Source organism: Catenuloplanes nepalensis (assembly GCF_030811575.1).
Taxonomy (GTDB): Bacteria; Actinomycetota; Actinomycetes; order Mycobacteriales; family Micromonosporaceae; genus Catenuloplanes; species Catenuloplanes nepalensis.
In genome coordinates, this window is sequence record NZ_JAUSRA010000001.1 from 3,606,446 (window position 1) to 3,632,260 (window position 25,815).

Here is a 25,815-nt window from a genome sequence, read left to right on the forward strand (position 1 = left end):
GTCGCCGGGTCTTGGTCTCCTTGTCGCCTACGCCGGGATCATGGCCGGGGCCTGGCGGGCGCGTTCGTGGTCGGTGTGTTCGGAGACGAGGGGGCCGACGTCGAGGATCAGGGCGACGTCGCCGTTGCCGAGGATGGTGGAGCCGCTGACGCCCTTCAGGTTGGCGAAGAGCGGGCCCAGCGGCTTGATGACGGTCTGGAACTCGCCCATCAGCGCGTCCACGACCAGGCCGGTGCGCTGCCCGGACTGCTCCACGACCACCACGTTCTGGCGGCGGGCCGGTGTTCCGGGGATGCCGAAGATGTGCCGCAGCCGGATGAACGGCAGCACCTCGCCGCGCAGGTTCATGCAGTCCCGGCCGCGCGGGCCCGGCGGCAGTTCGACGCACTCGGTGACCCGGTCCAGCGGCACGATGAACGAGGACGGGCCGACGCCGACCAGGAAGCCGTCGATGATGGCCAGCGTCAGCGGCAGGCGGATGCGGATCGTGGCGCCGTGGCCGCGCACGGACTCGACCTCGATGCTGCCGCGCAGCGCGGCCACGTTGCGCCGCACCACGTCCATGCCGACGCCGCGCCCGGACAGGTTGGAGACCGTCTCCGCGGTGGAGAAGCCGGGCTCGAAGATCAGGTCGTAGACCTCGGCGTCGGACAGCGTGGCGGACGCGGGGATCAGGCCGCGGTCCACGGCCTTGGCGAGGATCCGGTCGCGGTCCAGGCCGCGGCCGTCGTCCGCGACCTCGATGACGATGTTGCCGGCGTCGTGGTAGGCGTGCAGCCGCAGCGTGCCCTGGGCCGGCTTGCCCGCGCGGACGCGTTCCGGCGGCGGCTCGATGCCGTGGTCCAGGGAGTTGCGCACCAGGTGCAGCAACGGGTCGCTGATCCGTTCGACCAGGGCCTTGTCCATCTCGGCGTCGCCGCCGCTGATGGTCAGCGCGACCTCCTTGCCGAGGTCGACGCAGACGTCGCGGACCACGCGTTCGAAGCGGCGCAGCGTCATGCCGATCGGGACCATGCGGAGCGAGAGCGCGCTGTGCCGGACCTCGTCGATGAGGCGGGTGACCTCGCCCTGGGCCTCGGCGCCGGCGGCGAGCACGGTGGTGCTGGCCTGGGCGATGACGAGTTCGCCGACGAGGTCGATGAGCCGGTCGAGGCGGGTGGCGTCGATCCTGATCGTCTGGGTGTCGCCGGAGCGGCTGTCGGCGACCTTGCGCTGGCGGGTGAGCGCGGCCTCGACCACCGCCGGGTCGGCCAGACCCTCTTCGATCAGAACCTGGCCGATGGGTACGGACAGCGAGCGCTCCCGCTGGATCCGCAGCGCGGTGTCGATCTCGGTCGGGGTGACCGCGCCGCTCTCCAGCAGCACGTCGCCGAGCCGGTCCCGCTGCGGCATCGCCTCGATGAAGTCCACGTAGGACGCGGCGGCGAGCGGCGCGATCCGGATGTCGCTCTCGTCGCGGACGAACTCGAAGACCGACTCGATCTCCGGCTTCGGCGCGTCCGTGATCAGGTCGACCTCGAACGCGAGATAGCTGGTCTCCGGGTCCATGTCGGCCGCGTCCGGCAGCGCGGAGTCGTCGACCGCGACCCGGTCGATCGTCCCCAACGTCCCGAGATAACGCACGAATGACAGCGGGTCCATGCCGTTACGCAAGCAGTCCGGCCCGAACCGCAGGGTCAGCCGCCATCCCCGCGTCACTTCCGCCGGAGGCGACGGGTCCGGAATGTCATGGGGAAGTGGAGCCACCGCGAACACGCCGGGCAGGAAGGGCGTCAACCGCGCCAGCAGTGCGGCCCCGGCCGCCTCCTGGGGTTCCGTGGCCGACAACCGCCCCGCGGCCACCCCCTCGATCACCCCGGCGATGTGGTCCGCACACGGCAGCAGCACGCTGATCAGCTCCGGCGTGACCCGCACCTCGCCCTCGCGCACGTGCCCGAGCAGCGTCTCCACCACGTGCGTGAAGCCCACCAGGTGCGTCAGCCCGAACAGCCCGGCCGACCCCTTCAGCGTGTGCGCGGACCGGAACACCGCGTTCACGGTCTCCGCCGCGTCCGGGTCCGACTCCAGCCCGAGCAGCCCCTCCTCCAGGGCTTCGAGCAGCTCCCGGGCCTCGGTGATGAAGATGTCCAGCGCTTCCGTCGTGTCGTCGTCCGAGAAACTCACGACAGTGCCTCCAGTGAAAGGTGCGCGATCGCCAGCGCCTCCCGCACGGCCGGGCTCGCGTCCCGGAACTCGACCGTGGATCCGATCCGGGCCGCCTCCCGCCGCGCCAGCAGCAGGATCTGCAGTCCGGCCGTGTCGATCTCGGTGACGTCCGCCAGGCGTACCCGCAGAACGCTCTTCTCCTCCAGCGCGGCGAGCAGTCGCGGCGCCTGTTCGGCCGCGGCGTGGATGGTCAGCTCGCCGGAGAGCTCCACGCCGCTCATGCCGGGCTCCCCGCTACGCCGCGGGTCCGCCGAGCCGATGATGCGCTCGCAACCCCGCTCACGGCGCGATCAGCTTGCTGACGGCCGCGAGCATCTGCTCCGGCTGGAACGGCTTCGTCACCCACGCCTTCGCGCCGGCCGCCTGGGCCTGGCGTTTCTTGTCCTCCTGTGACTCCGTGGTCAGCATGATGATCGGCGTGAACTTGTACGCCGGCAGCTTCTTCGCCTCGGTCACGAACGTGATGCCGTCCATGTTGGGCATGTTCACGTCGGAGATGATCAGATGGATGCGGCGCCCGTCCAGCTTGGCCAGCGCGTCCTTGCCGTCCGTGCCGACCAGCACGTCGTAGCCCGCGCCCTTGAGCGCGATGCTGACCACCTGCCGCACCGACGCGGAGTCGTCGACCACGAGAACGGTCTTGCCCATGTCATCCCCCTAGAAGAACGTGATCTCCGAATCGCGGACCCGCGCGCCGGATCCCGACCGGTGCGCGTCCACCTCCTCGGCCATGGTGTAGCTGGCCTCCATCTCGCCGAGGACAGCGTCCGGGTCGATCGGCGGCGCGTCCGTGCGCGCGCGTTCGCCCGCCTCCTCGACCACCGCGGGCAGCCGGTCGATGCTGGCCTGCAGGTGTTCCAGGACCTGGCAGACCCGGTCCTGGAACTGCAGGTTGACCAGCGAGTCGCTGATGTCGCCGCGGATGCCGACCGCGGCCCGCTCCAGGGACGCGGACGAGTCGCGGAACCCGGCGACCACGCCCTGCAGGTCGTCGAGCACGGCCTGGACCTCCGCGTTCGCGCCGGCAACCGCCTCGTCCTCGCGTTCCGCGGTCTCCTCCGCGTGGCTGAGCAGCGTCCGGATGGTCGACTCGACCCGGCCGACCTTGGTGGCCATCCGCTCGCTGGTGCCGGCGGACCGGTCCGCGAGTTGCCGCACCTCGTCCGCGACCACGCCGAACGCGGCGCCGGCCCGGCCGATCCGGGCGGCCTCGATCGACGCGTTCAGCGCGAGCAGGTTCGTCTGCGCCGCGATCGCGGTGACCTCGCCGGACATCTGGCGCAGCTCGTCGTTGAAGGCGAGCAGCGTGCGCAGCTCGGCGACGGTCGCGCGCTTGGAGGAGAGCGCGTCGTCGAGCGTGCCGACCACGCCGCCGAGCCGTTCCCGGCTGCGGTCGAACGTGCCGCCCTGTCCCTCGTCGAGCACGCCGGTGGACGACTCGAGGACGGTGTCCAGGTTCTCGACGATCTCGGCGAAGCGTTCGGTGAGCGTGCCGACCGCGGTCTCCATCTGTGCGCGCGACGAGATGAGCTGCGCGGACCAGACCGGCGCCAGCGACCCGGTGAGCCGGCTCACGCTGCGCAGATGCGGATCGTCCCGCACGCTCTCGACCGCCGCGGAGGGGGCCCGCCGCCGTCCCGCACCGAACCCGGCGACCCCGCCCACGCACACACCCAGCAGAATCCAGAGCACCTCAGCCATACCGGTGGATCACCTCCGCGATGGATCCGAGCGGCGCCTCCCGGTCGACGGCGCCGAGTGTGACGGCCTCGTGCGGCATGCCGTGCACCACGCACGTCGCCTCGTCCTGCGCGACCGTGAACGCGCCGGCCCTGCGCATCTCCAGCAGGCCACGGGCGCCGTCGTCGCCCATGCCCGTCATGATCACACCGAGCGCCGCGTTGCCGGCGGCCCGCGCGACGGACCGGAACAGCACGTCGACCGAGGGCCGGTGCCGGTTGACCGGCGGCCCGTCGAAGACGCGCACCCGATAGGTGTGACCCATCCGGATCAGCTCCATGTGCCGTCCACCCGGCGCGACCAGCACGTTTCCGGGCAGCACCTCGTCGCCGTCCGCGGCCTCGCGCACCCGTACGCGGCACATCGTGTCGAGCCGCTGCGCGAACGCGGCCGTGAACCGCTCCGGCATGTGCTGCACGATCACCACGCCGGGCGTCGACCGCGGCAGTGCCGGCAGCACCACCTCGAGCGCCTTCGTCCCCCCGGTCGACGTCCCGATCGCCACGACCCGCTCCGCGCTCACGACCGCCTTGTTCGGCTTGTCTGCCGGCGGATCGGGCAGGACCGGCGCGTTCCAGGGCGCCGCGGGCTGCCCCGCAGGCGAGTCCCATGGCGTCACGGGCTGGGCGGGAGGCGGGTTCCACGGCGCCGCGGGCTGCGCACGGGTCAGAGTGCGCGGCGACACGGGCCGCGCGTGAGACGGTACGCCGGGGGCGGACGGGCGCGGAGTGGTTCGGGTAGCCGGCCGGGCCGACGGCGGCGCAGGAGCCGCGCCTGACGGTGCGAGAGCCAGATCAGAATCATCGAGCGACACGGGTACGTACGCCCGGCGCCCCGGCGCTGCCGCGGCCCGCACCGCCGCCACGATGTCCTCCGACTGTGCCTCCACGAACTGCTTGAGTCCGGTGACCGGCCGCGGGATCACCGCCACCGCGCCGGCCGCGAGCGCCTCCACACCGGTCTCGGCACCGCGTGCCGTGAGCGCGGAGCACACGACGACCGGCGTCGGCCGTACCGCCATGATCTTCTTGAGGAACGTCAGGCCGTCCATCCGGGGCATCCCCAGGTCGAGCACCACCACGTCCGGCCAGACCCGGTTCATGTGGGCCATCGCGAAGACCGGGTCCGCGACCGCGCCGATCACCTCGATCCCGGGGCTGGCGGCGAGCCGCGCGGTCAGCACCTGCCGCACCACCGCGGAGTCGTCCACGATGAGCACGCCGATGGACCGGCCGCCGCCCGGGGTCATGCCGGAGTCCCGTTCCCGCCGCGGGCACGCTGTCCCCGCGACCACACGGGCTCGTCCGTGGACGCCGCCCGGACCGCCGCCTGCAGCACCACGTCGCCGGTGGCGACGTCGAACGAGAGCCGGCGCGCGCCGCGCCCGCCGAGGTGCGTCTCGGCCAGGTGGAAGCCGTGCCGGTCGAGCAGCGCGAGCCCGGCGTCGATGTTGTCCCGGGCCACGTCCGGCGCGCGGCCGCGGCGCTGCGCCGGCGGGAACTGGTTGCCGCCGCCGAACATCCGCGCCACGTACTCCGAGGGGCGGGTGCCGTGCCGGCCGATCTCGTGCAGGAACATCCGTAGCGCGTGATCGGCGTATCGCCCGTCGAGGTGCCGGGCCGGGCCGGGCAGCCGACGCGTGGGCAGCATGTAGTGACACATCCCACCGACCCGCTTGCGCGGGTGCCAGAGCGTGATCGACACGCACGACCCCAGCAGCGTGTGGATGCGGGTGTCGGCACCGCCGAAGCAGAACTCGCCCGGGTTCAGCACCACCTCCACGAGACTAGCCACGCTGCTGCCCCGGGATCCGGTAGATCGACGGTTCGACCATGACCAGCCGCGACGGGATCGCGTTCAGTGACTCGGACCGGCCGACGATCAGGTGCCCGCCCGGCTGGAGCATCTCCTGCAACCGCGTGACCAGCTGCTGCTTCGTCTCCGGGTCGAAGTAGATCATGACGTTGCGGAGCATGATGACGTCGAACAGGCCGAGGTGCCCGAGGTTCTCCATCAGGTTGTGCCGGTGGAACGCGACCCGGGAGCGCAGGTCACGGCCGACCGCCATGCTGCCGTCGTACTCGTCCCGGCCCCGCAGGCAGTACTTCCGCAGCATCTGCCGCGGGATCTTGTCGGCCGCCGCGAGCGGGTAGATGCCGAGCTGCGCTCCCTCGACCACGCGGGTGGAGATGTCCGTGCCGACGATCTCCCAGCGCCGGCCCGGGATCGCCTCGGAGAGCACCATCGCGGCGGTGTACGCCTCCTCGCCGGTGGAGCTGGCCGCACTCCACAGCCGGAACGGCCGGGTGGGCTCGTGCTGCGGCACGACCGAGTCCCGGATGAAGTCGAAGTGCTGCTGCTCGCGGAAGAAGAACGTCTCGTTCGTGGTGAGCAGGTTGATCAGCTGGCGCAGCTCCGGGCCGCCGGCCGGCTGTCCCTTCAGGTAGCGCACGTACTCGCCGTAGCCGCGGAGGCCGAGCGCGCGCAGCCGCTTGTCGAGCCGGCCGGTGACCAGCGCCTCCTTGCCCGGCGTCATCCGGATGCCGGTCTCTGAGTAGAGCACGCCGGTGATGTAGGCGAACTCGTCCGGGCCGATGGGCCGGCTGGTGAGCGACTGCTGCATCAGATTCCTTCGTCGGCGGGATCATCGGAGTCGGAGTCGGTGGCACGGCCGCGCGCCCGGGCGGCTTCGCCCAGGGTGACCATGTCACTGATCGACAGAACGTTGCCGACATCCAGCAGAATCAGGAAGTCTCCGTCGCGGCGGGCCATCCCGCTGATGTAGTCGGCCCGGATCCCGGAGCCGAAGCTGGGCGCCGGCTCGACGTCCTCCGCACCGAGCGCGACCACCTTGTTGACGGAGTCGACCAGGATGCCGATGTCCTGGCCGCCGTCGCCGTCGGTGCCGCCGGGCCCGGGCTCGAGGCCGGTCTCGTCGATGTGCACGATGATGATGCTGGTCCGGCGCCGGACCTCGGTGGTGCCGCGGTCGAACCGGATGGCCAGGTCGATCACGGGCACCGCGCGACCCCGCAGGTTGATCACGCCGCGGATGAACGGCGGCATCATCGGCACCACCGTGAGGTTCCGGTACTCGAGGATCTCCAGCACGTGGAAGATGTCGAGCGCGTACGCCTCGTCGTTCAGCGTGAAGGTGAGGAACCGGCCGGAACCGGTCTTGGTCTTCGTCGCGGTGGACACGTCGCTCACACTGATCACTCTCCCGTCGGCTCGCACCATTTGATCACCGCGAGGCACGACAAAAGATGAAATATGAGTTTTTGTCGTTTGGGCGGAGTGGGTCCGACCTAGGCTGAGCTGGCAATACAGACGATCAACCGAGGAGTCTCGCAGCCATGGCGGACACGACGCATGCCCGGCCCCCGTCGTCGGGATTCTCGTTCAAGAACCTGTCGGTCGCCTGGAAACTGCGCTGGATGGCCCTGACCACCTGCATCCTGCTCGGGGTGGTCGGGGTGGTCGGCATCGTCCAGGCCGACAGCACCCAGGAGCGCCTGGAGAAGATGTACACCGTGCATCTGCACAACACGAAGTCGCTCGACGACGTCGCGATCGTCTACCGCGACTCCCGCATCGCGACCCGGGCGCTCGGCATGGCGCAGACCGAGGCGGAGAACGACACGGGGACGGCCCGCGTCGAGGAGACCCAGGCCGGCCTGAGCGCGGCCTGGGCTGTCGTGCTGGGTCTGGACATCGCCGGTGCCGACGCGGACCGCAGCAGCGCCGACCAGCATTTCGCCGACTATCGCGCGATCGTGCAGGACAAGCTGGTCCCGGCCGCGGAGTCCGACGACATCACGCTGTTCAACCAGATCGTGGCGGAGCAGGTGTCGCCGATCTCCGCCTCGATCGACGAGACGATGACGAAGCTCCTCGACGCCGAGGACGCCGCCGCCAAGAGCTCCATCGACACCTCCGCCACCGCTCACGCCACCGGGCGGACCGTGCTGATCGGCCTCATCGTGTTCGCGCTGGTCTTCACGTTCGCCATGGTGCAGGTGATCACCCGGTCGATCTCCCGTCCGCTGGAACGCACCGTCCGGGTGCTCACCGGGCTCGCGGCCGGCCGTCTCGACCAGCGCCTCGAGGTCGACAGCCGGGACGAGGTCGGCCGGATGGGCGTGGCGCTCAACAGCGCGCTCGACCGGCTCTCCGAGACGGTCAGCACCGTGATCGACTCGTCCGCGCAGATCAACAACGCGGCCAGCCAGATCAGCGGCGCGTCGCAGAGCCTCTCCCAGGCCGCGACCGAACAGGCGTCCAGCATCGAGGAGACCACGTCCAGCCTCGAACAGATGACCGCCGGCATCGCGCAGAACAGCGACAACGCGCGCGCGACCGAGGAGATGGCCGCGCAGGCGCGCGCGGAGGCACTGGAAGGCGGCGAGGCGGTGCAGAAGACCGTGGACGCGATGAAGGAGATCACCAGCAAGATCGGGATCATCGACGACATCGCGTTCCAGACGAACATGCTCGCGCTGAACGCCACCATCGAGGCCGCGCGCGCCGGCGAGCACGGCAAGGGCTTCGCCGTGGTCGCCACCGAGGTCGGCAAGCTCGCGGAGCGCAGCCAGGTGGCGGCGCAGGAGATCAGCGAACTCGCGTCCGGCAGCGTGGAGACCGCGGAACGGGCCGGCAGCCTGCTCAACACGATCATCCCGAGCATCATCCGCACCTCCGACCTGGTGCAGGAGATCGCGGCGGCCAGCGGCGAGCAGTCCACCGGCGTCCGCCAGATCAACATCGCGATGAACCAGATCGGCAAGGTCACCGAGCAGACCGCGTCGAGCAGCGAGGAGCTGGCCGCGACCGCGGAGGAGATGTCCGCGCAGACCACGCAGCTGCAGACGATGATGGACTTCTTCCAGGTCGGCGGCCCGGTCCGGCGCACTCGCCCGGACTACGCCGGCGCCGACTACTCCGGTCGGGAGCACGCGGGCCGGATGGGCGGCAACGGCACCGGCTACTACTCCGCACAGGGCGCGTCGGTCGCCGGCGGCCCGTCCTACTCCCGCCGCGACCAGGACGCCTTCGCGCCGGAGATCGAGGCCAAGTTCGACCGCTTCTGAAGCCTGTATCGACGTGAGGGCCGGAGCGAGGCGCGCGGCCAGGCGGCGCCTGGGTCTCGCCGCAGCCCGTCTCCCACGTCGATACAGGCTTTGCCGGACCGGCCGTCGCCGGCCGCCGGGACGCCGACTGGACGCCGCCCGTGGGTGGCGTCCAGTCCGCGTCCAGCGCGCATCCCGTACCCCCGCATAGCTTCTGTTCGTCATTCGAACTGGGGGAGGAACCATGAAAGCGCGTCTCACGAGGATTCTCGCGGCCACCGTGGTGGTCGTGGCGGCGACGATCGGGATCGTCGTGTCCCAGCCGGCCGCGAGCCAGGCGGCCACGCCCAGCCTGCAGGCCATCGGGCTGCTGACCGACGGCCAGCGCATGCTGGCCTGGAAGACGGACAACCCGGGCCAGAACGACTGGGTGCGGCGGGTCAGCGGGCTGATGACCGACACCTCGCTGATCGGCCTGGACTTCCGGGTGCAGGACGGCCAGCTCTACGGCGCCGGCAACTACGGCGGCATCTACCGGATCACGCTGCCGCCGCCGGGCACGTCCAACCCGCCGGTCCTGACGAAGGTCGGCCAGCTCGGCGTCGCGCTGAACGGCCAGTCGTTCGGCGTGGACTTCAATCCGGCCGCGGACCGGCTGCGGATCGTCAGCAACCACGGCCAGAACCTCAGCTACGACCTCAACACCAACACCACCACGGCGCAGACCGGGCTGACCGACGGGGCCACCGGCGCGACCGCCACCGGCATCACCGGCGTCGCGTACACCAACAACGACCTGTCGAACACCACGGCCACGCTGCTGTTCGACATCGACACGGTCAAGAACCAGCTGTCGCTGCAGAACCCGCCGGCCAACGGCACGCTGTTCCCGATCGGGCAGTTCGGCGTGGACCCGTCACTGAACACCGGCTTCGACATCAACACCACGCTCAACACCGACAAGCGCGCGGTCGGCAACACCGCGTTCGCCGTGTTCGTCGACCCGATCAGCCTGATCTCCACGGAGTACCAGATCGATCTGACCTCCGGCTTCGCCACGCGGGTGGACGACTTCCCGCTGGACGTCGTCGAGATCGCGATCGCGCTGTAACGAGCCGGCAGGGCCCGCCACCTCAACGGGAGGGTGGCGGGCCTTGCCGGGTATGCGTTACGCGGCCAGGTGCGTGGGCAGCCCCTGGTGGTTGGTGAACGAGAGCCGGCTGTTCAGCGTGCCCTTGTCGCCGATCTGCGCGAAGTAGGTGGCGCGGCGGCGGGCCACGCAGCCGTCCGGGCGGCCGGACGGCTCGACCTGCCCCGGGTCCAGGTGCGTGTTCAGGCCGTCCTTGAGCAGCGTCAGCGCCTCCGCGCGCAGCTGCGAGATCCGCGACTCGGTGACGTTCAGCTCGGCCGCGATGACCGCCATCGGTTCCTCGTTCAGGAAGTACCGGGTGATCACGATCCGCAGCCGCTCCGGCAGCGCCTCGATCGCGTTGTGCAGGTAGCCGATCCGCTCCCGGTGCACCAGCATGTCCTCGGGGCCGAGCGTCGACTCGGTGACCATGTCGTCCGCGCTGCCGGTGGTGAAGCCCTGCAGCGACAGCACCACGGCCCGCTGCACGTCGTCCGCGGTCGAGTTGATCTCCGACACCGGGACGCCGAGGTACTCGGCCAGCTCCTGCGGCGTGGGCGTGCGGCCCAGCGTCGCGGTCAGCGCCTGCCGGCCGGTGTCGGCCTGCCGGGCGCGGCTGCGCACCGACCGGGACGCCCAGTCCAGGCCGCGCAGCTCGTCCAGCAGCGCGCCGCGGATGCGGGTCACGGCGAACCGGTGGAACGGGATGCCCCGGTCCGGGTCGAAGCCGCGCGCCGCGGTGACCAGCGCGGCCAGGCCGGCGGAGGTCAGATCGTCGCGGTTGACGTGCGCCGGGACGCGGCCGAGCATGTCCCGGACCAGGTGACCGACCAGAGCCATGTTGGCGCGGATCATGTCCTCGCGCTCGCGGTCACTCAGCGTGGTGGTGAAAGAGCTCATCTGCGGTTCCCCCCGTGGAAGTCAGCACGTCGCTGGCCAGGGAGAACTCTCCGGTGCGTGGGGTGCACCGGCGGTTGGGCGAAAGTTGCGATCCGGTTGTACCGATCCGGGAAAGCCTCAGCCCGGGGAGCATCAGGGACGTGGTGTTCCTACGGCGCTGGAGACGGCTGCCGCCGGTGCGGCAGATGCCGGTCAGGCCCGCCGGCATCGAGGCCGGCCCGCTCGCCGCGCTCGTCTCCGCGGGTGCCGGCCGGGCACCGCCGGCCGCGGCCGTGCCCGGGTACCGCCTCTTCTCCCGCGCGCTGATCATCCCGGCCGGGATGATCACCTGGGCGCAGCCGCGCCGCCGGTCACCCGGTGGCATGTCCCCGGCCCGCTGAGACCCGGTTCACGTTCCCTTTCCTCAGACAGGCGGCGCGCACGCCGAAAAGGCGATTCGTACCCGCGAAGTCACACAGAGCTGCCCGAAGCGCGTGTGCGGGGAGGAGGATGGCCATGGTGGCTGCAACGATGAACGACACGGCACGCCTGCGGGCGCTCGTCGGGATCGCGCGCGCCGGGAACAGCGCGCTCGCCGACCCGGCGCGGCTGGCGGCGGTCGTCGTCCAGGCCGCCACGATCATCGCGGACAGCGCGACCCTGTGGACCCAGTCCGGCACGCACCGCATGCTGACCCGGATCGGCGCCACGCACCGCGATCCGGCCGCCGAGCAGGTGCTCAGGCAGGCGCCGGGCACCATCACGGTCGGCGACTACGACGGCTTCGTCACCGCGGTCACGATCAGCGGCGTCGGCGCCGTGCTCGACCCGGCCGAGATCCGCACCAACCTCGACGCGCTCGACCCGGCGCTGGTCGCCGGCCTGACCGCGCGCGGCATCGCGGCCGCCTCGATCCAGCCGCTGCGCGCCGAGGGCCACCCGACCGGCATCCTGGTCGTCACCCGGGACACCGGCGGCGACGCGTTCACCGAGGACGAGCTCGCCTACCTGCAGGCCGTCGCGGAGATGGCCGCGACCAGCCTGTCCACCGTCGACCTGCTCAACGGGTCCGCGGTCGCGTTCGAGGAGATGCGCGCCCAGGCCGAGATCGTCAACCAGGTCTCCGACGTGATCGTCTCCTGGGACGGCGACGGCCGCGTCGTCACCTGGAACACCGCGGCCGAGGGCGTCTACCTCTACAGCCTCGCGGATGCGGTCGGCTGCGACGCGCATGCGCTGCTCGACACGCGATTCCTCGACGAGGACGGTGAGCCGCTCACGTTCGAGGACGTCATTCCGTACATCCGGGAGACCGGCGTGTGGAACGGCGAGCTGCGGCAGCGCCGCGCGGACGGCGAAGAGGTCGAGATCAAGTGCTCGCTGACCGGCCTGCCGGAGCAGTCCGGCAGCTCGTTCGCCGCGATCATGGTCAACCACGACGTGACCGAGCAGCGCCGCAAGGAACGGCTGGCGCTCAACGACGCGCTGACCGGGCTGCCGAACCGGCGCTTCCTCATCCACCACCTGACCCAGACGCTGAAGCGGTGGCGGCCGGGCACGCCGCCGATGGGCGTGTTCTTCCTGGACCTGGACGGCTTCAAGAAGGTCAACGACACCATGGGCCACGACGCGGGCGACGAGGTCCTGCGCGTCACCGCGGCCCGGCTGACCGAGGTCCTGCGCGCCGGTGACGTCGTCGCCCGGCTGGGTGGCGACGAGTTCGTGGTCGTCTGCCACGCGATCGGCGACCGCGAGTCCGCCCGCTCCGTCGCCCAACGCATGATCGACAACTGCGCCGCCCCGATCCCGGTCGGCGGCGACGAGCCCGCCCGCGTCATCCCCAGCATCGGCGTCGCCATGGTCGACGACGCCGGCGCCCCGCCGGACGGCCAGGAGTACGAGGCCGACGAGGTCCTCAAACTCGCCGACGGCGCCATGTACGGCGCGAAGCGCAACAAGGGCACCGGCCCGGTCTTCGCCTGACCCCCGCCCGCGGTGGCGTCACCGGCTCGTGCGGTGACGCGTCACCGGCTTACACAGCGGCCGTCACCGGCCTGGGTGACGGCCCGTCAGCCGCTGACGCCGCAGCCCGCACACCCTGCGTGGTGACACTGTTGCTGGTGGTGCCTAGGGTGGCGGCATGGCTGACGGACCCGTGGGGCTGCTCCGAAGATCGTTCGATGAGCGGCTGGCCGCGGCCGGGGTGGCCGCCTCGGCCGCGCTCGGCGTGGCGCTCAACCTCGTCGACTGGGCCGGGCCCGGCGAGGCGATCCTGGTCGCGCTGGCCGGGTCGACGCTGGCGTTCGTGGTCGGTGCCGGGCTGCGCGCCGAACGGCGGGCCGAGATCCGCGACCAGGTGGACGCGGTCCCGGCACTGCGCCCCGAACTCACCCGGATCCTGGAGCTGACCGGCCGGATCTCCGCGCAGTACCCGGACCGGAACGCGCGCGACGAACTGCGCCGCCGCTGCCGGCACTTCGTGGAGGAGCTGGAAGGACTGTCCCGCGGCCAGCTGCGCACCGCGTCCTGGGACGCGGCCCAGCTCGTCGAGCGCACCCAGCAGTGCCGGCGCCGCATGCAGGCCGTCACCAACATCACCGCGGTCGGCCCGGACTGGTGGACCGCCACGCTCGGGCGCGACTACTGGCGGGCGAACACCGCCGCGATCGCCCGCGGCGTCCAGATCACCCGGGTCTTCATCGTCGCCGACCGGACCGAACCCGCGTTCGCCGCGCTGCTCGCCGAACAGTCCGCCGCCGGCGTCCGCACGCTCGTGCTCGATCACGCGGACGCACCCCGCGACCTGCTGGTCAACATGGTCATCTGGGACGACAGCCACGCCTGGCAGGCCGAGATGAACCCGTTCGGCGGCATCAGCGGCAACATCTTCCACCACGACCCCGGCACGGTACGGCGACTGCGCGACCTGGCCGACGCCTGCGTCGAGCGAGCCCGCCCGTGACCGTCGCGTCCGCGCTGCTGATCGCGGCCGTCGTGGTCGCGGTCCGCCTGGTCCCGTCGCTGCGATGGAAGGCCGTCGTCTACAGCCTTCCGCTGCCGATGAGCCTGGCGCTGCTCGCCTCCGGCGCCCCGGTCGACGCCCGGCACCTGATCGGCGTGGTCCTGCTGGTCCTGTTCTTCGTGGCCGCGAGCCTGCTGCACCACCGGGCCGGCCTGCACATCCTGCTCGCCGACGCGGGCGCCATCATCGCGTACCTCCTGGTCGCCTGGCCGTTGACCGCCCTCGGCGGCCTGCCGTTCCTGCCGGTGCTGGCCGCGGTCTGCGCACTGTGGGCGGTCGCCGCCCTGCGCCGCCAGCCACCCGCGCCACCCGCGCCACTCGTGCCGCCCGTGCCACCCGCGCCACTCGTGCCGCCCGCGCCGCCCGCGCCGCCCGCGCCACCCGCGCCACCCGCGCCGGCACCGGCCGAGCCGCCGCGACGCCCGAGCCCAGCACAGGTGGCGATCGTGGTCGGCGCCGCACTGCTGATCTCACAGCTCGCCGGCGTGCTGCAGGCCTTCGTGGTGACGTTCCCGTACTCCGGCGTCCTCGTGGTCATCGAGACCCGCCGCGCCCTCCCCGCCTTCACCCACCAGTTCGCCCGCGCCTCCCTGGCCCTGGTCGCGTTCCTCGCCACGTTCCACCTGGCCACCCCGCTCGGCACCGCCTGGTCCCTGACGGCCGCCTGGGCCGCTCACCTGACGATCACAGCCGTGCTGCTCTCCACCGGCGGCGGGCCGGGACGGCGAACCGATCCGGCGCCCGGAGACGTCACGCCGGGATCCGGTCGCGGTCGCTGACGCCCCACCACGGAACTCACCCGTCCGGGAATAGGCGTTTTTGTCCGGTCTTGCCGTGCTGGGTGGTGGAATGCCGTGCTCACCGAAGGGTGGTGCGGTGTAGTTCTCATGACATTCCGGGGGTGGTGTGGCCGGGGCGCAACCTGTGGCTGGCAGCATCGGGGGATGGCGCAGCGGGAGGACGAGCGGGACAGCGGGCTGGGTGTGGTGTTCCACAATCTGGACACCCAGGTCCTGGCCGTCGGCCGGCGGCCGCGCAAGGTCCGTCGGCTCCGTCGGCGGCGGGCGGGGCGGCAGACCGGGATGGTCGCGGCGGTGCTGCTCACGGCCGCGCTGATAGCGTCGCCGGCGATCGTCTACGCGGGGATGCTGCCGGACGCGCCGCGGGAGGGGCCGCCCGGCGTGGTGCCCGCGGGCGTGGAGGCGCCGGAACCGACGCCCACACCCACGCCCACGCCCACACCGCCGAAGTCCGGGCCGATCGCCGTGGACGAGCTGCGAGACTTCGCGCTCCCGCAGGTGCCGGCGGGCTGGACCTGTCCGACCAGCGGGATCACGGCCACGGACGCGGATGCGGTCGCTGCCGGCGCGGTCCTGGCCACCGCGATCTCGCACGGCGACGTGGACGGTGACGGGGCGGCGGATGCGGTCGTGGTGCTGCGCTGCGTGCTGAAGGAGTCGGCGGGGCCGGAGGCGGCGGTCGCGTTCACCCGGCTCGGGGCGGACGTGGTGCCGATCGGCGTGGTGACCGCGACGACCGGGACGACCGTGCAGTGGCTGACCGCGATCCGGGTGGCGGAGGGCGGCGCGGTCACGGTGACGGCCGGTGACCTCCAGCCGTACGCGGATCAGCCCGTGGAGTGGACCCGCTACCAGGATGCGGACTTCTGGTACATCGGGAACGGCCAGTTCACCGGCTCCCTGCCGTCGTTCACGCCGCTGGCGAACCCGTCGTCGAGGGCAAGAGCCGATCTGTGGGTACGGAGTGGAAACCTCACCTACGACGCGCACGGCGAGGGCACGATCTCGCTGACGGTCGGCAACCGCGGCGGAGTCCTCGCGGACGACGTCTGGCTGACGCTCGACCCGGGCGGGCCGTTGAGCGCGCAGGTGCAGGGCTGGGACGCCTGCCTGGAGATTCGCTCGGCTCCCCCGTGGGCGGTCCCCACCACGGCCGGCCGCTCGGTCCCGCTCTCCACACCGGTGCCCGAAACGACTCCCGGAACGACCACCGGGACGGCGTCGGCCGGCGAGTTCGCGGTGCAGTGCCGGCTCGGTGACCTCGAGACCGGCGACGAGCTGAGCCTCCTGCTCGTCGTCCGCCGCGACGGTGAGTCCGCACCGCAGGGCACGGCCGTCGCCTACCGCCGCGCGCTCGGCGGCGCCCCCGTCCCGGACCTGACGCCGGGCGACGACCAGGCGATCTTCGCCGTCCGATAAGCCGATGCTGGAAGCGGCGTTCTGGGGCTTCGTCGGCGGGTTCGCGCTTCTCGTCGGCGCCGTGCTCGGGCCGGTGCGGCCTGTGCCGGACCGAGTCGTCGGCGTGGTGATGGCGTTCGGGGCCGGCGTGCCGAAGTGAGGCGCGCCGCGAAGCCGGGAGAAGTTCTGTCTGCCGGTCCTCTCCCGCTTTCTGCCGGTCCTCCCCCGGCTTCGCGGCGCCGAGAGGAGGTCCCGCCACGGAATGGGCGATAGCCAGGGTGCGGGACACCTAGGCTGAACGTGGCCTTCATATCCCGCTTCCTTCCGGCGATGCTGAGTTCACGCCAGAGAGAAGGGAGGCCGGCATGGACGACAGAGCGCTCGGCGAATTTCTCCGCCACCGGCGGGAACGCTTACGACCCGAGGACGTGGGCCTGCCCGGTGGCGGCCGGCGCCGCACTCCCGGCCTGCGCCGCGAGGAGGTCGCGAACCTGGCGGCGCTCTCGCCGGACTACTACTCCCGGCTGGAGCAGGGCAGGGTGCGCACCCCCTCCTCCGCGGCGCTGGCCAGCCTGGCCCGCGCCATCCGGCTCACCGGCGACGAGCAGGACTACCTGTTCCGCCTCGCCGGGCAGCAGCCGCCGGAGCCCCGCTCGCACCTGGCCCACGTCGATCCGGCGATGTTGTACCTGCTGGACGCGCTCGAGCACACGCCGGCCCAGGTGTCCGACGACCTGCTCACGGTCGTCGCCCAGAACCGCGCGGCGCGGAACCTGCTGGGCGTCTGGACCGGACTGCCCGGTTACGAATCCAACGTCACGTGGCGCTGGTTCGCCGACCCGGCGTCGCGGGACGGCAACGACCCGGCCGAGCACGGGCGCATCGGCGCGGCCTACGCGGCCGACCTGCGCGCCGGTGTCGCCCAGCGCTCGGCGGGCGACCGGTTCGCTCAGGGGCTGGTCGCCGATCTGCTCGACCGCAGCGCGGAGTTCCGTGAGCTGTGGGCGGGGCAGCAGGTGGCGACGCTGACGTCGGCGCCGAAACTCATCCGGCACCCACTGGTCGGCGAACTCGACCTGCAATGCGACGTGGTGCTGAGTCCGGCCACCGGCCATCGTCTCATTCTCTTCCGGCCGCGTCCCGGATCGCACGCCCACGAGCAGATCGCATTCCTCGACGTACTCGGGAATCAGAAGTTCGCCTGAGTCCCACCTCTCTCATTCATCGCCGCGGAACCGCGGACGCTTCCGCGTGCCCGGCATCAGAACGAAGGAACCCCGTGAACATCAGCGGAAACACCGTCTTCATCCCCGGCGCGACCTCCGGCATCGGTCTCGGCCTGGCCCTGCGCCTGCGGGACAGGGGCAACACCGTCATCGTCGGCGGCCGTCGCACCGCACTGCTGGAGCAGATCGCCGCCGAGCACCCCGGCCTGGACACGATCGCGATCGACACCACCGACCCGGCGTCGATAGCCGCGGCCCGCGACGCGCTCGCCACCCGCTACCCGGGCCTGGACACCCTGATCACCATGGCCGGCATCATGGAGCCGGAGGACCTTCGCGACCCGGCGTCGCTGGACGTCGCCGAGCGCACCGTCGAGGTCAACCTGCTCGGCCCGATCCGGCTGATCCACGCGTTCCTGCCCGGGCTGCTCGCCCAGCCGGCCGCCACCGTGATGACCGTCAGCTCCGGCCTGGCCTACGTGCCGCTGCCGGCCACGCCGGCCTACAACGCCACGAAGGCCGCGATCCACTCCTTCACCGAGAGCCTGCGGGTGCAGTTGCACAAGAGCGACGTCCAGGTGATCGAGCTGGTCCCGCCGGCCACCCGGACCACGCTGATGAACCAGCAGAACTCCGACGTGGCGATGCCCCTCGAGGATCTCCTCGACGAGGTGATGAGCCTGCTGGAGACCGACCCGAACGCCGAGCAGATCCTGGTCGAGCGCGTCAAGTGGCAGCGCAACGCCGTGGCCGAGGGCCGCTATGCCGACGTCCTGGGCGTGCTCAGCGGCCGCTACCGCTCCTGACCCCGGCGGCGGCACCCCCGCGGCGGCCGGGTCCCCGACGCCTCCACCGGTGGCGATGGCATCACCGCGCGGCGATGGCATCATCGCGCGGCGATGGCATCATCGCGCGGCGATCGGCGGGTTCAGGCCGAGGCGATGGCGAGCGCGAGCGTGACCGCGGCGAAGGACGCGAGCGCGGCGGGCATCAGCACGCCCTGGACGTCCTTGGCACGAAGGTGCGCGATCACCGCACCGGCGAAGTAGCACGAGGCCGGACGACCTCTTCGCGGCGCTCTCCACCGAGGAGCGGTCGCAGCTCGAACGGCTGCTGGAGAAGGCCGCCGACTCGGAACTCTGCGGCGACGAGTACTGACGGCGCCCTGCGCCACACCGGACTCGCCGAGTCCTTGCCCGGTGGACGTGGGGTACCACAATCGACCGCATGATCCGCTTTCTGCTCAACGTCCTGTGGTTGATCTTCGGCAGCGGCATCCTGCTCGCCATCGGCTACGGCATCGCCGCACTGATCTGCTTCGCGCTGATCGTGACGATCCCGTTCGGCGTGGCCTCGCTCCGGCTCGCCGTCTACTCCCTCTGGCCGTTCGGCCGCACGATCGTCCCGAAGCCGAGCGCGGGCGTCGCGTCCGGCCTGGCCAACGTGCTCTGGGTGGTGCTGGCCGGCTGGTGGCTCGCGCTCTCGCACATCACGGCCGGCATCGCACAGTGCGTCACGATCATCGGCATCCCGTTCGGCATCGCGAACTTCAAGCTGGTTCCGGCCGCGTTCTGGCCGCTCGGCCAGGAGATCGTCGACATCGACGACCGCGCCTGACCCACGCTCGCCGGACCGACCTGTTCACAATCCGTCTTTTACGCAGTCACCACCCGTGCTTGCGCGCACGATAGACCGGAATCGGGGGTACGACCGGGGGGCCGCTCAGTGCCACGAGCTTCACGCACCACGTGCGCCACCGCGCCACCGCACGCGGCCGCGCACGACCACGTCCCACGCCTCGCCCGCGCCACCGCATCACCGCAGGTGGCCGGGCACCGGCGTCTCCCGCGTCCCGTCCGGGCCGTGCCAGCCACGCGCGTGGCCCGGCTCCGGCCGCGGCACATGGATTCCGGCGAGAGCGCGGCGCCTTCGGATCACCGGCGGCCGACCGGGGGCGTGACCTGCGCGGAAGTCACCCGCGGCGGGATCGCGCCACCCGCGCGGCGGGCGGCGTGGGGACGGCCTATACCGTGCCGCGTGTCGCTCGTTGGCCGTCCATCGACGGCACACGCGTCGGGTGACGCCCGGAAGGACCAGCACCGATGATCCCCTCACCAGACGTTTCCGGCCGGCAGCCACGCCGGGACCGCCCGGACGAGCGCGCCGACCTGCCGCCGGAACTGCGGGTCGTGGTGCTCGACGACTGCCTCGCGGACGCCTGCCGGACCGCGCAGGACATCCTCGACCTGGCCGCCGCCGTTCGGATCAACATGATCGACATGCGGGGCGGCGACCTCCTGCAGCGCCTCCTCACACGTGCCCGCCGCGCCGGCAAGGTCCGCGCGCTGCTCAAGGCCGCCCACGAGCGCTTCCCGGACCACGACGACCTCACCTGGCTGCACGACTCCATGTTCGGCCGACCACCGGCCCGCCAGGCGTCCGCCGACTCCACCACCACCGGCTCCACCACCGAGTCAACCCCCGCCGGCTCCGCCACCGCCGCGTGGGGTGTTGAGCCGTCATCGGATCGCGCAGGGCACCCGACTTCCGCCAGTCCGGCCGGTTCCGCGCCGGCCGGCGAGATCGCGTCGCCGGACCGCACGGCGACCAGCGCGGTTCCGTCCCAGAGCCGGGCCGGCACCGCACCGCCGGGCCAGATTTCCGCGCCACAGCGAAGAGACGTCGCGCCGTCCAGCGCGATTCCGTCACCGAACCGCGCCGGCGACCCGGCGTCGCCGGCGCGCCAGAGGGCCGGCGGTGAGGCGTCCCCAGACAGTCAGCGACCCGCCGCCGACGCGTCGCCCACCGAGCGGCAGGCCACCGCCGACACGCCGCCGGACAGGCACCGACCCGCCGCCGAGGAGTCGCCGGAGGGGCGGCGGGCCCGTGGTGAGGCGTGGGCCGGCGGGAACGCGGGTGTCTGGACGCATGAGACGGTCGAGGTTGCGGAGGGCGGTCATGAGAGCCAGCAGATGATGGCGTCCCCGCAGGCGGCGGCGCGGGTGAAGTAGTCGCGGACCGCCGGGAGGCGGGCGGCGAGCGCGGGCAGCGCGGCCGGGGTGTAGAGGTGGTACAGGCCGGCGCGGCGCAGCTCGGCCGCGGTGACGCCGTGGACGAACTCCTCCGCGGTCAGGTCGCGCAGCACGGCCGCGGCCGTGCGCACCTGCGCGGGCGTGAGGTAGCAGGGTGGATCGGAGTCCCACTCCTTGTCCTCGGCGGACGGTGCCGCGAACGGCTCCTCGCCGAAGATGATGTCGACCGGGAAGTCCCGGCGGCGCAGCAGGAAATCGATGCCGGCCCAGTCGGCCTCGGTGCCGGAGCGCGGCCCGTCGCCGTCGGCGATGAACTTGCGGACCGCGGTGAGGTCGCCGCGCAGCGGTTTCAGGTCGGCCGGCGCGGCCCGCATCCACTCTCCAAAGAGTCCCATGGCCGCAGACCTTAGAACACAGGTACGACAAGATTCCGGTGCGCGGACCGTCCTCGATACGGTCGATCCCGCCCCACCCATGACACATCGCGGGTAAGCAGGGACGACGCGCGGCCGCAGGCCCACATGATCGAGGCGCTTCGCCAGAGACGATCTATGAGTGATACGTGGGGGTAGATCACTGGCGGTTCGATCTACCCCCACGTATCACTCATAGATCCTTCGCCCGGCACCCACGCACGAACGGCCCGGGTAGGCCGGATGTCCCTGGCGTCTGCGCGATTCGCACGACGCGACACACCCTATGTCACGAAATTTCGGTGCGGCGCGCCCGGCAGCCACCACGGGCCTCGATCCCGCCCTCGCGCGCCCCGAGCCCGCTGGACCCCCGGCGGGTGCGGACCGGTCAGCGGGACGAGACGCACGCCGAGGGCAGGCCCACGGCGAAAAACGGCACGAAGCAGCGGAACGGGATGCGCGCTGGGGGCGAAACCACCGCAAAAACGGCACCAAGCAGCGGGACGAGCCGCACGCCGAGGGCGAAACCACCGCGAAAAACGGCGCGGGGCAGCGGAACGGGGCGCGCGCTGGGGCGGGACCACGGCGAGAAGCCGCGGCCCCTGGGCCGTCCAGCGCCCGGACCGCGAAGCGCCCCCGGGGAGAGGACGCGGGACGCGCGTACCCGCGGATGGGTTTGATCTTTAGGCGGGTGTCAGCCAGAGGACGCCGAGCGGGGGGACGCGGAGCGCGGCCGAGACCGGGTAGCCGTGCCAGGGGACGTCGTCGGTGTAGATGCCGCCGAGGTTGCCGACGCCGGAGCCGCCGTAGACGTGTGCGTCCGTGTTGACGAGTTCGGTCCAGCGGCCGGCGTAGGGCAGGCCGATGCGGTAGTCGTCGAGCGGGCCGCCGGAGAAGTTGGCGACGCAGGCGAGCGTGGTCCCGTCCGGCGCGATCCGCAGGAACGCCACCGCGTTGTTCTGCACGTCGTCGTTGACGATCCAGCGGAACCCGTCCGGCGTGGTGTCCTGCGACCAGAGCGCGGCCTGCCCGCGGTAGACCTTGTTGAGGTCGGTGAGCAGGCGTTTGAGGCCGGCCCGGCGCGGGTCGTGGAGCAGGAACCAGTCGAGGCCGCGTTCCTCGGACCATTCCCGGTCGTCGCCCAGTTCCGCGCCCATGAAGAGCAGGTTCTTGCCGGGGTGCGCGTACATGTAGGCCATCAGCGCGCGGGCGTTCGCCATCCGCTGCCAGTCGTCGCCGGGCATCTTGCCCGCGAGCGAACCTTTGCCGTGCACGACCTCGTCGTGGCTGATCGGCAGCACGTAGTTCTCCGACCACGCGTAGACCAGCGAGAACGTGAGCTGGTGGTGGTGATATTGCCGGTGGACCGGGTCCTTGCCGATGTACGTGAGCGTGTCGTGCATCCAGCCCATGTTCCACTTGAAGCCGAAGCCGAGGCCGCCCTGGTCGGTGGGTGCGGTGACGCCGGGGAACGCGGTCGACTCCTCCGCGATCATGAGCGTGCCGGGGTACTGCTTGCCGACCGTCGCGTTGACCTCCTGGAGGAAGCCGATCGCGTCCAGGTTCTGGTTGCCGCCGTACTCGTTGGGCAGCCACTCGCCGGGGTTCCGCGAATAGTCGAGGTAGAGCATGCTGGCGACCGCGTCCACGCGCAGGCCGTCGACGTGGAACTCCTCGAACCAGTAGAGCGCGTTCGCGACCAGGAAGTTGCGGACCTCGCGGCGGCCGTAGTCGAAGACGTACGTTCCCCAGTCGGGGTGCTCGCCGCGCCGCCAGTCGCCGTGCTCGTAGAGCGGCGTGCCGTCGAACCGGGCGAGCGCCCACTCGTCGCGCGGGAAGTGCGCGGGCACCCAGTCGACGAGCACGCCGATGCCGGCCTGGTGCAGCTCGTCGATGAGCAGCCGCAGGTCGTCCGGGTCGCCGAAGCGGGAGGTGGGCGCGTAGTAGCCGGTCACCTGGTAGCCCCAGGAGCCGCCGAACGGGTGCTCCGCGACCGGCATGAACTCGACGTGCGTGAAGCCCGTCTCGACGAGGTAGCCCACCAGCTCGTCCGCGAGTTCGCGGTAGCCGAGGCCGGGGCGCCAGGAGCCGAGGTGCACCTCGTAGACCGACATGGGTTCGCGGTGCGGCTGTGCGAGCGCTCTTTTAGAAAGCCACTCCGCGTCGTTCCACTCATAAGAGCTTTGAAAAACCACTGAGCCGGTACGTGGGGGGATTTCCGTGTGCCGGGCCAGCGGGTCGGCCTTCTCGCGCCAGTGGCCGTCCGCGCCGAGGATCCGGAACTTGTAGCGGGCGCCCTCGGGGACGCCGGGGACGAAGATCTCCCAGACGCCGGTGCTGCCCATCGAGCGCATCGGCCAGCCGTCGTGCGCGTCCCAGCCGGTGAAGTCGCCGGCGATCCGCACGCCCTGCGCGTTCGGGGCCCAGACCGCGAACGCGGTGCCGTGCTCGCCGGACTGCGCGCCGAGGACGGTCCAGAGGCGCTCGTGGCGGCCCTCCGCGATCAGGTGCAGGTCGAGTTCGCCGAGCGTGGGCGGGTAGCGGTAGGGGTCGTCCTGCTCCTCGCCGTCCACGTCGAGGCGGTAGTCCTCTATCGGCTCGGTGATGATCGCCTCGAAGATGCCGTCGGCGTGCACCTTCTTCGCCGGATATTTCGTGCCATCGGGCGTGATGACCGAAATGTCGGTCGCGTGCCGCCGGAGGACGCGCACCACCGTGCTTCCGTCCGCGCCGGGGTGCGCGCCCAGCACCGCGTGCGGGTCGTGGGCGTTACCGGTGATCACCCGGTCCATGGCGCTCACGCTCCGATCCGCTCGACGGTGAAGATGTGGGCCGGGTTGAAGATCGGGTCCAGCCGGACCGCGTTGCCGGACGCGCCCCACACGTAGTTGGCGCCGCTGAGCAGATCGTGCACCCTGATCCGGTCTCCCCAGTCCAGCCCCAGCGACGGCAGGTCCAGGTCGACGGTCGCCCACTGCACGGTGGTCGAGTCGAACGAACAGGCCACCAGGATCGTGTTCGCCGAGTCCGGATCCTTCTTGGACCAGACTAGAATGTCCGGATTGTCCGAGTGATGGAATCGCAGGTTCCGCAGCCAGTGCAGCGCCGGGTTCTGCTTCCGGATCTCGTTCAGCCGGGTCAGGAACGCGTTCAGCGACCGGCCCTCGATCTCCGCCCGCTCCCAGTCGCGTGGCCGCAGCTCGAACTTCTCGTTGTCGAGGTACTCCTCCGCGCCCGGCCGCGGCTCGTGCTCGAACAGCTCGAAGCCGCTGTAGAGGCCCCAGCTCGGCGACAGCATGCTCGCGAGCACCGCTCGGATCTTGAACATCGGCGGCCCGCCGTGTTGCAGCGACTCGTGCAGGATGTCCGGCGTGTTCGGCCAGAAGTTCGGCGTCATGTAGTGCGCGGACGCGACCAGCTCCTCGCAGTACTCCCGCATCTCCTCGGCGCTGGTCCGCCAGGTGAAGTACGTGTACGACTGGGTGAAGCCGATCTTGCCGAGCCCGTGCATGATCGCCGGCCGGGTGAACGCCTCGGCCAGGAAGATCACGTCCGGATCGGTCTTCTTGACCTCGCCGATCAGCCAGTGCCAGAAGTCGAGCGGCTTCGTGTGCGGGTTGTCCACCCGGAACGCGCGGATCCCCTCGCCCATCCAGTGCCGGACGATCCGCAGCATCTCCGCGCGGATCCCCTCCGGGTCGTTGTCGAAGTTGAGCGGGTAGATGTCCTGGTACTTCTTCGGCGGGTTCTCCGCGTACGCGATGGTGCCGTCCGCGCGGCGGGTGAACCACTCCGGGTGCTCGGTGACCCACGGGTGGTCCGGCGAGCACTGCAGCGCCAGGTCCATCGCGACCTCGACACCCAGCTCGTTCGCGGCCTGGACGAACTCCCGGAAATCCGACGCGGTGCCCAGGTCGGGGTGGATGGCGTCGTGGCCGCCCTCCTCCGCGCCGATCGCCCACGGCGAGCCGACGTCCTCCGCGCGCGCCAGCAGCGAGTTGTTGCGGCCCTTGCGCCAGGTGCGGCCGATCGGGTGGATCGGCGGCAGGTACAGCACGTCGAAGCCCATCTCCGCGACCGCGGGCAGGCGCTTCGCCGCGGTCTGGAACGTGCCCGACCGGCTCGGCAGGACCGCGCCCTCGGACCGGGGGAAGAACTCGTACCACGAGCTGAAGAGCGCCTTACGGCGATCGACCCAGACACGGTACGCCTCGGAGGTGGTCGTGAGGCGGCGGATCGGCTTGTCCCACAGCAGTTCCTCCAGCTGCAGCGCCGGGGTGGTGCGCTCCTCGAGCGTCAGCTCCTCGTCGCGCAGCGCCTCGGCCGCCGCGAAGATCCGGGCCCGCTCGGCCCGGGGCGTGGGCATCGCGGCCTCGGGGATCTCGCCGGCCTCGGTGATCACCGAGCCCTGGCCGTACGCGTAGCCCCGGTCGGTGAGCTGGATGCCCGCGCGGCTGGCCGCGTTCAGCGGCAGGCTCCGCGCGGCCTCGGACAGCAGCGACGCGCCCTCGGCCAGGTCGTTGGCGAGGTCGGCGAGGCCCTGCCCGGCCTCGAGCTTCTTGGTGACCGCGTTGTGCCAGGTGAGGTACGGATCGTCGAACGCCTCGACCCGGAACGACCACTCGCCCGGCGCGTCCGGGCGGACGAACGCCTCCCACCGGTCCAGCCCGGCGCCGAGCGGCCGCATCCTCGTGAAGGGGCGGTCGGCGCCGTCCGGGCCCTGCCACACGATGTTCACGCCGAGCGCGTGGTGGCCCTCCCGGTACGCCGTCACCGTCACCGGCATCAGCTCACCGACGACCGCCTTCGCCGGATAGCGTCCCCCGTCCACGGTGGGGGCGACCTCTTCGATGGAGAACCGTCCGGTCACCCCCCAAACCTAGACCAGGAGCGCCCTTTCCG

At 71.4% G+C, this 25,815-nt stretch carries 24 protein-coding genes; 12 read left to right on the forward strand and 12 right to left on the reverse strand.

Features of this window, described 5'->3' with window-relative positions; genetic code table 11:
• Positions 1–27: 27 nt before the first annotated feature.
• The 8 genes from J2S43_RS15460 to J2S43_RS15495 are packed head-to-tail and all read right to left on the reverse strand — an operon-like array spanning position 28 to position 7,155.
• Complete coding sequence (locus J2S43_RS15460; protein ID WP_306829749.1) at positions 28–2,163, reverse strand: chemotaxis protein CheA; 2,136 nt, start codon at positions 2,161–2,163, stop codon at positions 28–30.
• Complete coding sequence (locus J2S43_RS15465; protein ID WP_306829750.1) at positions 2,160–2,426, reverse strand: STAS domain-containing protein; 267 nt, start codon at positions 2,424–2,426, stop codon at positions 2,160–2,162. The genes J2S43_RS15460 and J2S43_RS15465 overlap by 4 nt, the downstream gene beginning before the upstream one ends.
• 58 nt (positions 2,427–2,484) lie before the next feature.
• Positions 2,485–2,853 (reverse strand): response regulator, encoded by a 369-nt coding sequence (locus tag J2S43_RS15470; RefSeq protein WP_306829752.1) that lies wholly within the window; start codon positions 2,851–2,853, stop codon positions 2,485–2,487.
• Positions 2,854–2,862: 9 nt separating this feature from the next.
• A complete protein-coding gene (locus J2S43_RS15475; protein ID WP_306829754.1) occupies positions 2,863–3,906 on the reverse strand; it encodes a methyl-accepting chemotaxis protein in 1,044 nt (347 codons plus the stop codon).
• On the reverse strand, positions 3,899–5,194 hold the full coding sequence (locus J2S43_RS15480) for a protein-glutamate methylesterase/protein-glutamine glutaminase (RefSeq protein ID WP_306829756.1): 1,296 nt from the start codon (positions 5,192–5,194) through the stop codon (positions 3,899–3,901). The genes J2S43_RS15475 and J2S43_RS15480 overlap by 8 nt, the downstream gene beginning before the upstream one ends.
• Positions 5,191–5,739 carry a chemotaxis protein CheD gene (locus J2S43_RS15485; RefSeq protein WP_306829758.1) on the reverse strand — a complete coding sequence of 183 codons (549 nt, stop codon included), beginning with the start codon at positions 5,737–5,739 and terminating at the stop codon, positions 5,191–5,193. The genes J2S43_RS15480 and J2S43_RS15485 overlap by 4 nt, the downstream gene beginning before the upstream one ends.
• Positions 5,732–6,568: a CheR family methyltransferase gene (locus tag J2S43_RS15490; RefSeq protein WP_306829760.1), complete on the reverse strand. Its 837-nt coding sequence runs from the start codon at positions 6,566–6,568 to the stop codon at positions 5,732–5,734. The genes J2S43_RS15485 and J2S43_RS15490 overlap by 8 nt, the downstream gene beginning before the upstream one ends.
• On the reverse strand, positions 6,568–7,155 hold the full coding sequence (locus J2S43_RS15495; protein ID WP_306829762.1) for a chemotaxis protein CheW: 588 nt from the start codon (positions 7,153–7,155) through the stop codon (positions 6,568–6,570). Before J2S43_RS15495 ends, J2S43_RS15490 begins: the two co-directional genes overlap by 1 nt.
• A 146-nt stretch (positions 7,156–7,301) precedes the next feature.
• Here J2S43_RS15495 and J2S43_RS15500 point away from each other — a divergent pair, with 146 nt between their 5' ends.
• Both J2S43_RS15500 and J2S43_RS15505 read left to right on the forward strand, forming a co-directional pair.
• Positions 7,302–9,035: a methyl-accepting chemotaxis protein gene (locus J2S43_RS15500; RefSeq protein WP_306829764.1), complete on the forward strand. Its 1,734-nt coding sequence runs from the start codon at positions 7,302–7,304 to the stop codon at positions 9,033–9,035.
• Between the two features lie 223 nt (positions 9,036–9,258).
• Positions 9,259–10,125, forward strand: coding sequence for a DUF4394 domain-containing protein (locus tag J2S43_RS15505; RefSeq protein ID WP_306829765.1), 867 nt, complete (start codon positions 9,259–9,261; stop codon positions 10,123–10,125).
• 57 nt (positions 10,126–10,182) lie between these two features.
• On the opposite strand, the gene J2S43_RS15510 is transcribed toward J2S43_RS15505, so the two are convergent.
• Complete coding sequence (locus J2S43_RS15510) at positions 10,183–11,043, reverse strand: sigma-70 family RNA polymerase sigma factor (protein WP_306829767.1); 861 nt, start codon at positions 11,041–11,043, stop codon at positions 10,183–10,185.
• Positions 11,044–11,183: 140 nt separating this feature from the next.
• Between J2S43_RS15510 and J2S43_RS15515 the strand changes: the two genes are divergently transcribed.
• The 10 genes from J2S43_RS15515 to J2S43_RS15560 all read left to right on the forward strand — a co-directional run bounded on the left by J2S43_RS15515 (position 11,184) and on the right by J2S43_RS15560 (position 20,479).
• A complete protein-coding gene (locus tag J2S43_RS15515) occupies positions 11,184–11,423 on the forward strand; it encodes a hypothetical protein (RefSeq protein ID WP_306829769.1) in 240 nt (79 codons plus the stop codon).
• A gap of 115 nt (positions 11,424–11,538) precedes the next feature.
• Positions 11,539–13,005, forward strand: a complete 1,467-nt coding sequence (locus J2S43_RS15520) for a sensor domain-containing diguanylate cyclase (protein ID WP_306829771.1) — start codon at positions 11,539–11,541, stop codon at positions 13,003–13,005.
• Between the two features lie 157 nt (positions 13,006–13,162).
• Entirely contained in the window at positions 13,163–13,984 is an 822-nt protein-coding gene (locus tag J2S43_RS15525; protein ID WP_306829773.1) for a DUF6879 family protein, read from the forward strand.
• Positions 13,981–14,823 (forward strand): hypothetical protein, encoded by an 843-nt coding sequence (locus J2S43_RS15530; RefSeq protein WP_306829775.1) that lies wholly within the window; start codon positions 13,981–13,983, stop codon positions 14,821–14,823. Before J2S43_RS15525 ends, J2S43_RS15530 begins: the two co-directional genes overlap by 4 nt.
• A 165-nt stretch (positions 14,824–14,988) precedes the next feature.
• Positions 14,989–16,263 (forward strand): hypothetical protein, encoded by a 1,275-nt coding sequence (locus J2S43_RS15535; RefSeq protein ID WP_306829777.1) that lies wholly within the window; start codon positions 14,989–14,991, stop codon positions 16,261–16,263.
• Between the two features lie 4 nt (positions 16,264–16,267).
• Entirely contained in the window at positions 16,268–16,402 is a 135-nt protein-coding gene (locus J2S43_RS15540) for a hypothetical protein (protein WP_306829779.1), read from the forward strand.
• A gap of 205 nt (positions 16,403–16,607) precedes the next feature.
• Complete coding sequence (locus J2S43_RS15545; RefSeq protein WP_306829780.1) at positions 16,608–17,447, forward strand: helix-turn-helix transcriptional regulator; 840 nt, start codon at positions 16,608–16,610, stop codon at positions 17,445–17,447.
• Positions 17,448–17,521: 74 nt separating this feature from the next.
• Positions 17,522–18,274 carry an SDR family oxidoreductase gene (locus tag J2S43_RS15550; RefSeq protein WP_306829782.1) on the forward strand — a complete coding sequence of 251 codons (753 nt, stop codon included), beginning with the start codon at positions 17,522–17,524 and terminating at the stop codon, positions 18,272–18,274.
• A gap of 421 nt (positions 18,275–18,695) precedes the next feature.
• A complete protein-coding gene (locus tag J2S43_RS15555; protein ID WP_306829784.1) occupies positions 18,696–19,085 on the forward strand; it encodes a YccF domain-containing protein in 390 nt (129 codons plus the stop codon).
• A 485-nt stretch (positions 19,086–19,570) separates the two neighbouring features.
• A complete protein-coding gene (locus tag J2S43_RS15560; RefSeq protein WP_306829786.1) occupies positions 19,571–20,479 on the forward strand; it encodes a serine/threonine-protein kinase in 909 nt (302 codons plus the stop codon).
• Here the strand turns inward: J2S43_RS15560 and J2S43_RS15565 are convergent.
• The 3 genes from J2S43_RS15565 to J2S43_RS15575 all read right to left on the reverse strand — a co-directional run bounded on the left by J2S43_RS15565 (position 20,425) and on the right by J2S43_RS15575 (position 25,783).
• A complete protein-coding gene (locus J2S43_RS15565; protein ID WP_306829788.1) occupies positions 20,425–20,895 on the reverse strand; it encodes a DUF1877 family protein in 471 nt (156 codons plus the stop codon). The genes J2S43_RS15560 and J2S43_RS15565 overlap by 55 nt on opposite strands.
• A 701-nt stretch (positions 20,896–21,596) precedes the next feature.
• Positions 21,597–23,705 carry a 1,4-alpha-glucan branching protein GlgB gene (glgB, locus tag J2S43_RS15570; protein WP_306839291.1) on the reverse strand — a complete coding sequence of 703 codons (2,109 nt, stop codon included), beginning with the start codon at positions 23,703–23,705 and terminating at the stop codon, positions 21,597–21,599.
• A 5-nt stretch (positions 23,706–23,710) separates the two neighbouring features.
• Positions 23,711–25,783 (reverse strand): alpha-1,4-glucan--maltose-1-phosphate maltosyltransferase, encoded by a 2,073-nt coding sequence (locus J2S43_RS15575; protein WP_306829790.1) that lies wholly within the window; start codon positions 25,781–25,783, stop codon positions 23,711–23,713.
• Between the last annotated feature and the right edge of the window lie 32 nt (positions 25,784–25,815).

Bases quoted from the DNA above. Each gene is read 5' to 3' on its own strand.
- J2S43_RS15520 (WP_306829771.1), top strand. From the start codon at position 11,539: ATGGTGGCTGCAACGATGAACGACACGGCACGCCTGCGGGCGCTCGTC.
- J2S43_RS15475 (WP_306829754.1), bottom strand. From the start codon at position 3,906: ATGGCTGAGGTGCTCTGGATTCTGCTGGGTGTGTGCGTGGGCGGGGTC.
- J2S43_RS15525 (WP_306829773.1), top strand. From the start codon at position 13,163: ATGGCTGACGGACCCGTGGGGCTGCTCCGAAGATCGTTCGATGAGCGG.
- J2S43_RS15510 (WP_306829767.1), bottom strand. From the start codon at position 11,043: ATGAGCTCTTTCACCACCACGCTGAGTGACCGCGAGCGCGAGGACATG.
- J2S43_RS15540 (WP_306829779.1), top strand. From the start codon at position 16,268: ATGCTGGAAGCGGCGTTCTGGGGCTTCGTCGGCGGGTTCGCGCTTCTC.
- J2S43_RS15505 (WP_306829765.1), top strand. From the start codon at position 9,259: ATGAAAGCGCGTCTCACGAGGATTCTCGCGGCCACCGTGGTGGTCGTG.
- J2S43_RS15555 (WP_306829784.1), top strand. From the start codon at position 18,696: ATGATCCGCTTTCTGCTCAACGTCCTGTGGTTGATCTTCGGCAGCGGC.
- J2S43_RS15490 (WP_306829760.1), bottom strand. From the start codon at position 6,568: ATGCAGCAGTCGCTCACCAGCCGGCCCATCGGCCCGGACGAGTTCGCC.
- J2S43_RS15470 (WP_306829752.1), bottom strand. From the start codon at position 2,853: ATGGGCAAGACCGTTCTCGTGGTCGACGACTCCGCGTCGGTGCGGCAG.
- glgB (WP_306839291.1), bottom strand. From the start codon at position 23,705: ATGGACCGGGTGATCACCGGTAACGCCCACGACCCGCACGCGGTGCTG.
- J2S43_RS15565 (WP_306829788.1), bottom strand. From the start codon at position 20,895: ATGGGACTCTTTGGAGAGTGGATGCGGGCCGCGCCGGCCGACCTGAAA.
- J2S43_RS15560 (WP_306829786.1), top strand. From the start codon at position 19,571: ATGATCCCCTCACCAGACGTTTCCGGCCGGCAGCCACGCCGGGACCGC.
- J2S43_RS15535 (WP_306829777.1), top strand. From the start codon at position 14,989: ATGGCGCAGCGGGAGGACGAGCGGGACAGCGGGCTGGGTGTGGTGTTC.
- J2S43_RS15500 (WP_306829764.1), top strand. From the start codon at position 7,302: ATGGCGGACACGACGCATGCCCGGCCCCCGTCGTCGGGATTCTCGTTC.
- J2S43_RS15545 (WP_306829780.1), top strand. From the start codon at position 16,608: ATGGACGACAGAGCGCTCGGCGAATTTCTCCGCCACCGGCGGGAACGC.
- J2S43_RS15465 (WP_306829750.1), bottom strand. From the start codon at position 2,426: ATGAGCGGCGTGGAGCTCTCCGGCGAGCTGACCATCCACGCCGCGGCC.
- J2S43_RS15480 (WP_306829756.1), bottom strand. From the start codon at position 5,194: ATGACCCCGGGCGGCGGCCGGTCCATCGGCGTGCTCATCGTGGACGAC.